This is a genomic window from Curtobacterium sp. MCBD17_021 (assembly GCF_003234525.1).
Taxonomy (GTDB): Bacteria; Actinomycetota; Actinomycetes; order Actinomycetales; family Microbacteriaceae; genus Curtobacterium.
Map to the genome: position 1 here is coordinate 207050 of NZ_QKTS01000004.1, position 7004 is coordinate 214053.

Consider the following 7004-nt stretch of genomic DNA (forward strand, 5'->3'; position numbering starts at 1 on the left):
CCACAGCACCACAACGCAAAGGACATCCATGCCCGTCCCCACCACCCCCATCGGCCGCGTCCTCGTCACCGGCGGCGCCTCCGGACTCGGCGCTGCCGTCGTGGCCGCCGTCACCGAGGCCGGCGGCACCCCGATCGTGCTCGACCTCCGGATCGACGCCGTCCCCGAGGGCGTCGACGCCGTCGCCGTGGACGTGTCGGACACCGACGCCGTCGAGCAGGCCGTCCGCGAGGCCGTCGAGCGCCACGGCGGCCTGGACGCGGTCGTGACCGCCGCGGGAATCGACACCCCGGCCCCGATCGACGCGATCTCGTCCGGCAACTGGGAGAAGATCGTCGGCGTCAACCTCATCGGCACCGCGTCGACCGTCCGCGCCGCGCTCCCCGCGCTCGAGGCCACGCACGGCCGGGTCGTCACGATCTCGTCGTCGCTCGCGCTCCGCGGTGTCGGCCACGGCACCGCCTACTCGGCGTCGAAGTTCGGCGTCCGCGGGTTCTCGCAGGCCCTCGCCGCCGAGACCGCCGGCCGCATCGGCGTCACGAACGTGATCCCGGCGGGCATGCGCACGAACTTCTTCGCCGACCGCACCGAGCAGTACAAGCCGGGTCCGGACGCGCAGCTCATCGAGCCGGAGTACGTCGCGAACTCGATCATCTTCGCGCTGTCGCAGCCGGCCGGCTGCGAGATCCGCGAGCTGTCGATCATGCCGGCGACGGAGCCCAGCTGGCCCTGACCGGCACACGCGCCTGACGGGAGGCCCGGTACCAGCTGGTACCGGGCCTCCCGTCCGTCCGGCGTCGCGCCGCGGCGTGTCGTGCGACCTCGAGAGGCGTCGGGGCGGACGCCAGAGCGCTCAGGTGGTGGCGAGCAGGTCCTCGACGTCGGCGAGCACCCGGTCCGGCGTGACCTCGTCGACGAACGACGGGTCGTGCTCGCAGCGCTCCGCGCTCCACCCGACCTGGGTGACGTCGACGTCGCACACCGGGCAGCGCGTGACGAAGCTCATGAGCACCCGGTGCCGGCCGCGGTCGAGCGGCCCGGCGTTGATGACGTTCCCGAACCAGAACACCCCCACGGTCGGCGTCCCGACGGCGACGGCGAGGTGTCGCGGTCCGGAGTCGTCGCCGACCATGACGTCGGCGGCGGCGAGCACCGCCGGGAGCTCACGCAGCGGCAGCGCCCCGGTGAGGTCGTGCAGGCGCGCGGCGACCTCGGGCTCCACGGCCTCGGACACCGAGGCGCGGATGGTCGTCGCGGCCGGACGGTCCGAGTCGTCCCCGACCAGGACGACGTCGTCGCCCGCCTCGAGCCGCGCGACGGCGACGGCGGCGAAGCGCTCCGGGCTCCAGCGACGACGCGGGTCGGTCGCGCCCGGGTGCATCGCGACCAGGCGGCCGTGCACCCCGAGTCGTTCCCGCACGGCAGCGCGCTCCTCGTCGGACACCGTGATGCGCGGGTCGAGGGTCACGGGTTCCGCCCCGGCCAGTCCGACGACCTCGAGCGCGCGCAGCACCTCGTGCTGGTAGTAGACGTAGCGGACCCACCGCTCGGTCGGGGTCGCGTCCTCGGTGGCCGTGCCGACCGAGTGCGCCGCGCCGAGACGGAGGACGAACGGGTTCGAGTTCCGCCCGCCGCCGTGCAGCTGGACCGCGAGGTCGAACCGGCCGGTCAACCGGGCGAAGAAGTCCTCGAGGTCGGGCGCGCCGTCGCCGCCGTCCCGGACCCCCGGGGACACCGGGAGCTCCTCGACGGCGTGCACGGCGTCCGTGCGCCCCGGCAGCAGCGCCGCCGCCATCGGGGTCCCGAGCAGGGTCAGGCGGGCCTCCGGGTAGGCGGCCGCGAGGGCCTCGATCGCGGGCATCGCGAACATCAGGTCACCGAGTCCCCCACCGCGGAGCACCGCGATCTCGCGGACCCCCTCGAACCGTTCGCCGCCCCGTCCGATCTGCACCACGCCCGTCGTCCTCCTCGTGTCCGACGCGGCGGGTCGTCCGACCGCATCCCTTCGTTCCTACCCGGCCGCGCTCGGGCCGGTGTGCAGCAGCCGTCCGGGCGCGCTGCTGCTGCGTCCCGTGGACACCCGCACGCATCCCGCGGGCGTGTCCAGCGGAGGAGGAGCAGCGTGGAGGGGCCGGTGCCACGACGCCGGACCACCACGAGAGGACGCACATGACGCTGGATGCCCCCACCACGACCGCTCCGTCGACGGACGACTCGTCCGCGGACACGATCACGGTGCTCGACCCCGTGACCGGCGAGGTGGCCTCGGAGACCCGCCGGAGCACGGCGGACGAGGTGCGTGACGCGGTCGCGCGTGCGCGGGCAGCGGCGACCGGGTGGGCCCGGACCGCGCCGGGTGAGCGCGGTGCCCTCCTGCGTGCCGCAGCCGAGCGGCTCCGCGAGCACGCCGACGACCTCGCGGCGATGAACACCCGCGAGACCGGCAAGGTCCCGGGTGACGCCCTCGGCGGCGTCGAGGCCGGCATCAACACGCTCATCCAGTACGCCGAACTCGGCCCGCTGCACCGGGGCGAGGCACTCCGAGGCAACCACGGCGCCGCCGACTTCGCCGTGCCGCACCCGCGCGGTGTCGTGCTCGCCCTGACCCCGTGGAACGACCCGGTGGCGGTGGCCTGCGGGATCCTCGGTGCCGCGATCGCCGCTGGCAACACCGTCGTCCACAAGGGCAGCGAGCGGAGCCCCGGCACCATCGCGCTCCTCAACCGCCTGCTCGCGGCCGAACTGCCCGAGGGCGTGCTCGTCGGCGTCGACGGGGACGCCTCGACGGGCGAACAGCTCCTCGCGGAGGACGGCATCGCGGTCTACGCCCACGTCGGCTCGACGGCGACCGGTGACCGTCTCGCCGAGGCCGCGCTGCGCACCCGAGCGCACGTGATCCGCGAGAACGGTGGCAACGACGCCGCGATCGTGGACGCCGACGTCGACCCGGTGTGGGCGGCGGAGCAGGTCGCCCTCGGGGCCTTCGCGAACACGGGTCAGATCTGCACGAGCGTCGAGCGCGTCTACGTGCACCGGGACATCGCCGAGGACTTCACGGCGGCCCTCGTCAGTGCCGCGGAGCGCAAGACCGCGTCGGCCGCAGCGGACTTCGGCCCGCTCGTCGACGAGCGCCTCCGCGCGACCGTGCAGCAGCACGTCGACCAGGCGGTGGCAGCAGGAGCCCGTGTCGTCACCGGCGGTGCGGTCCCGGAGGGACCGGGGACGTTCTACCCGGCGACGGTCCTCACCGGCTGCACGGACGACATGCTCGTGCTCACCGAGGAGACGTTCGGCCCGATCGCACCGATCCGGGTCGTCGACGACATGGCCGAGGGGCTGCGCCTCGCCGCGGAGGACCGGTACGGCCTGGCCGCGACCGTCCTGACCGGTGACACCGCGACCGCGCTGCAGGCCGCCGCCGAGCTGCCCGTCGGCACCGTGAAGATCAACGCCGTGTTCGGCGGTGCACCCGGCGGCAGCGCCGAGCCCCGCGGCGCGTCGGGCTCCGGCTTCGGGTACGGCCCGCACCTGCTCGACGAGATGACGACCACCACGGTCGTGCACCTGGAGGCCGCTCCTCGCCGCACGGCGACGTCCTCCGTCGACCCGGCGACCGCGGGTAGCCACGACACCGACACCGCGACCGCCGAGGACGTCCGATGACCGCCGACGTCCGGCTGGTCCGCCGCGTCGTCGAGACGATCACCACCGAACGTCCGACCGTGGTCGTGGTCGGGGACGTGATCCTCGACCGCTGGACGGTCGGCGCCGCCGAGCGGGTGTCCCGCGAAGCACCGGCACCCGTGGTCCGGGTCACCGAGACCATCGCCGTCCCGGGCGGCGCGGCGAACACGGCCGTCAACGCCCGCGCCCTCGGCGCCGACGTCCGCATGGTCGCCCTCATCGGCGACGACGAGACCGGCCGTGTGCTGCGGGACCGCCTGGAGGCCGCCGGCGTCGACACGCGGTGGCTGGTCGCGGTCCCCGGGGCCACGACCACGAGCAAGGACCGGATCGTCGGTGGCGACCGCGTGGTCGTCCGGGTCGACGACCTGGCCGCTCGGCCGAGCGCCGCGGACACCGCGCTGCTCGCCGAGGCGACGGCCGCGGCCGTGCAGGGCCGACGCCCCGCGACGGCCGACGACGCGCGCACGACCGACGGCGCCGTCACCGACGGTGCCGACACCGCCCGTGCCGATGCCGTCGTGGTCTGCGATTACGACCTCGGGGTCGACGCGACCGCCGTCGTCCCCGTGCTCGAGCGCGACCGTCCGACGACGGTCGTGGTCGACGCACACGACCTCTCGCGCTGGAGCGCACTGCACCCGGACCTCGTCACACCGAACGCCGGCGAGGCCTCCGCGCTGCTCGGGCGCGACCTCGGTCAGGGCGCCGACCGTGCCACGACCGTGGTCGCCGCACGCGACGACCTGCTCGCCGTCACCGGGGCCCGGAACGCCGTCGTGACGCTCGACCGCAACGGCACGGTGCTGCTCGACGGCCCCGGTGCGGACGCTGCTGCCGACGTGCACCGGACCCGGGCCACGCCGGCGTCCGAACAGCAGGCGTCCGGGGCGGGCGACACCTTCTGCGCCGCCGCGTCGGTCGCCCTCGCCGTCGGCACCCCGGTCCGCGACGCGGTGTCGTTCGCGCAGGCCGCCGCCGACGTCGTCGTGCGCGAGGCCGGCACCTCGGTCTGCTCCGCCGACGCCCTCGTGGCCTCGGTGTCCGCCCCCGCCGAGACCGTCGTCGACCACGACGAACTCGCCGCGGCGGTCGAGAAGGCCCGTCGCGCCGGTCGCCGCATCGTCTTCACCAACGGCTGCTTCGACGTGGTCCACCGCGGCCACACGACGTACCTCCGCCAGGCGAGCGAGCTCGGCGACCTGCTCGTCGTCGCGCTGAACGACGACGACTCGGTCCGCCGGCTGAAGGGCCCGGAGCGGCCGATCAACACCGCCGAGGACCGTGCCGGGGTGCTCGCCGCGCTGGCGTGCGTCGACCTCGTGACGGTGTTCGCCACCGACACCCCGATCCCGCTGATCGAACGCATCCGGCCGGACGTCTACGTCAAGGGCGGGGACTACTCCCCCGAGATGCTCAGTGAGACCGAGGTCGTCCGGGCCCACGGCGGTGAGGTCGTGATGGTCGACTACGTCGCCGAACACTCGACCAGCGCGGTCGTCCGGCGCATCCGCGAGACCGCGGCCGGCACCCGCACGAGCGACGGCGCACCGACGGCCGACCACGCTCCGGTCCCGGGGGACGCGTGACGCGCGGCGCGCGCTGGTCGGGCGACTGGGGCCGTCCGACCGAGGTGACACCGGGCGGGAGCGCCCCCGTCGACGTCGACGTCCTCATCCCGACCGTGGGGCGCACCGCCGAGCTCGCCGCGACGCTCGCCGGCCTGGCCGCGCAGACGGACGTCGCCTTCCGGCTGGTGCTCAGCGACCAGTCCGAGGCCGGTGACGCCGCCGCCCAGCCGGCGGTCGCCGCCATGGTCCGCGTCCTGGAGGCCCAGGGCCGCCCCGTCACGCTCCTCACGCACCCGGAGCGGCGGGGTCTCGCCGAGCACCGGCACTTCCTGCTCGCCCACGCCACGGCCGACGCCGTCCTGTTCCTCGACGACGACGTGTGGCTGGAGCCCGGCTCCGTGCACCGGATGCTCGACGCCCTCCGCTCGCTCGGGACCGGGTTCGTGGGGAGCGCCGTCCAGGGTCTGTCCTACCTGCCGGACCGCCGGCCGCACGAGACGGCGCCGTTCGCCCTCTGGGACGGTCCCGTCGTGCCCGAGGTGGTGCGACGCGGCACGCCCGGCTTCGACCGTTGGTCCCTGCACAACGCGGCGAACCTGGTGCACGTCGCCGCCGACCTCGACGTCGAGCCGGGTGGCTGGTTGCCGTACCGGGTCGCATGGGTCGGCGCGTGTGCGCTCTACGACCGGGCCGCGCTCGAGGCGGTCGGGGGCTTCGGCTTCTGGGAGACCCTGCCGGTCGGGCACGCCGGCGAGGACGTCGTCGTGCAGTGGCGGGTCATGGAGCGCTTCGGCGGGGTCGGGATCGTGCCGTCCGGGGCCGTGCACCTCGAGGCCCCGACCACGGTGACGGACCGCTCGGTCGACGCCCCCGACGTCGTCTTCGCGCACGAGCAGCCGGCGGAGCGCGACCAGCACGCCGACCAGCCCCGGCGCTCCTGACCCGACCGGCGGAGTCATACCGCGGTAGGGGGTCACCCCGACCACAGCGGGATGGCAAGCAGCCACGGCTTCCGTAGCGTCGGACCCGTCGGCGAGGGACGTCGACGGGAGGAGCGGCACCCGTGCTCGACCAGATCACCCCGTTCGTCGTCGACCTGGCGTCCTCGCCGCTCGTCTACGTCGTCCTGTTCGCCCTGTGCCTCGTCGACGGGTTCTTCCCGCCGGTCCCGAGCGAGACGGCCCTCGTCGCGGTGGCCGCGGTCGCCGCGACCTCCGGTCAGCCGGTGCTCGCGGCCGTCCTCGGCGTCGCTGCGGTCGGCGCGATCGCGGGCGACTCGGTCGCCTACGCCATCGGTCGTCGCGTCGGGTTGCGTCGCCTGCGGAACGCCAGGCGTCCCAGGATCGCGGCGGCCTTCGCGTTCGCCGAGCGACAGATGCAGCGCCGCTCCGCGAGTCTCATCCTCGTCGGTCGGTACATCCCGGTCGGTCGGGTCGCCGTCAACATGACGGCCGGGGCCACGGGCCTCCGGTACCGCCGGTTCCTCGGCATCAGTGCGGTCGCGGGGACGGCGTGGAGTGCGACGTCGATCGGCATCGCCCTCGCCACGTCGTCCTTCCTGCACGAGCCGCTCGTCGCCGCGGCCGTCTCGATGGTGGTCGCCGGACTGCTCGGGTTCGGGGTCGACCGGGTGCTCGGTAGGCTCCAGCGCAGGCGCGACGCACGAGCCGCCGCAGCCGACACGTCGGTCCTGACGGTGTCCGTCCGCCCCCGTCCCGTCTGCCCCACCACCACCGGAGAGACCGCCCG

The 7004-nt window shown here is 74.8% G+C and carries 6 protein-coding genes; 5 read left to right on the forward strand and 1 reads right to left on the reverse strand.

The features are described from left to right. The first annotated feature begins 28 nt into the window (after positions 1-28). Positions 29-733, forward strand: coding sequence for an SDR family oxidoreductase (locus DEI83_RS06005; RefSeq protein WP_111080863.1), 705 nt, complete (start codon positions 29-31; stop codon positions 731-733). A 120-nt stretch (positions 734-853) separates the two neighbouring features. On the opposite strand, the gene DEI83_RS06010 is transcribed toward DEI83_RS06005, so the two are convergent. Further along, on the reverse strand, positions 854-1954 hold the full coding sequence (locus DEI83_RS06010) for a glycosyltransferase family 9 protein (RefSeq protein ID WP_111080864.1): 1101 nt from the start codon (positions 1952-1954) through the stop codon (positions 854-856). Between the two features lie 215 nt (positions 1955-2169). Here DEI83_RS06010 and DEI83_RS06015 point away from each other — a divergent pair, with 215 nt between their 5' ends. From DEI83_RS06015 to DEI83_RS06030, 4 genes are all read left to right on the forward strand, one after another. Beyond that, positions 2170-3663, forward strand: a complete 1494-nt coding sequence (locus DEI83_RS06015) for an aldehyde dehydrogenase (protein ID WP_111080865.1) — start codon at positions 2170-2172, stop codon at positions 3661-3663. Further along, entirely contained in the window at positions 3660-5273 is a 1614-nt protein-coding gene (gene rfaE2 / locus DEI83_RS06020; protein WP_111080866.1) for a D-glycero-beta-D-manno-heptose 1-phosphate adenylyltransferase, read from the forward strand. Before DEI83_RS06015 ends, rfaE2 begins: the two co-directional genes overlap by 4 nt. Continuing rightward, positions 5270-6196 (forward strand): glycosyltransferase, encoded by a 927-nt coding sequence (locus DEI83_RS06025; protein ID WP_220036754.1) that lies wholly within the window; start codon positions 5270-5272, stop codon positions 6194-6196. Before rfaE2 ends, DEI83_RS06025 begins: the two co-directional genes overlap by 4 nt. A gap of 122 nt (positions 6197-6318) precedes the next feature. Beyond that, positions 6319-7004, forward strand: a 686-nt coding sequence (locus tag DEI83_RS06030) for a DedA family protein (protein WP_111080867.1), incomplete at its 3' end; no start/stop codon positions are given.

Coding starts and splice junctions, on each gene's coding strand:
- rfaE2 (WP_111080866.1), top strand. CDS start 3,660: ATGACCGCCGACGTCCGGCTGGTCCGCCGCGTCGTCGAGACGATCACC.
- DEI83_RS06005 (WP_111080863.1), top strand. CDS start 29: ATGCCCGTCCCCACCACCCCCATCGGCCGCGTCCTCGTCACCGGCGGC.
- DEI83_RS06015 (WP_111080865.1), top strand. CDS start 2,170: ATGACGCTGGATGCCCCCACCACGACCGCTCCGTCGACGGACGACTCG.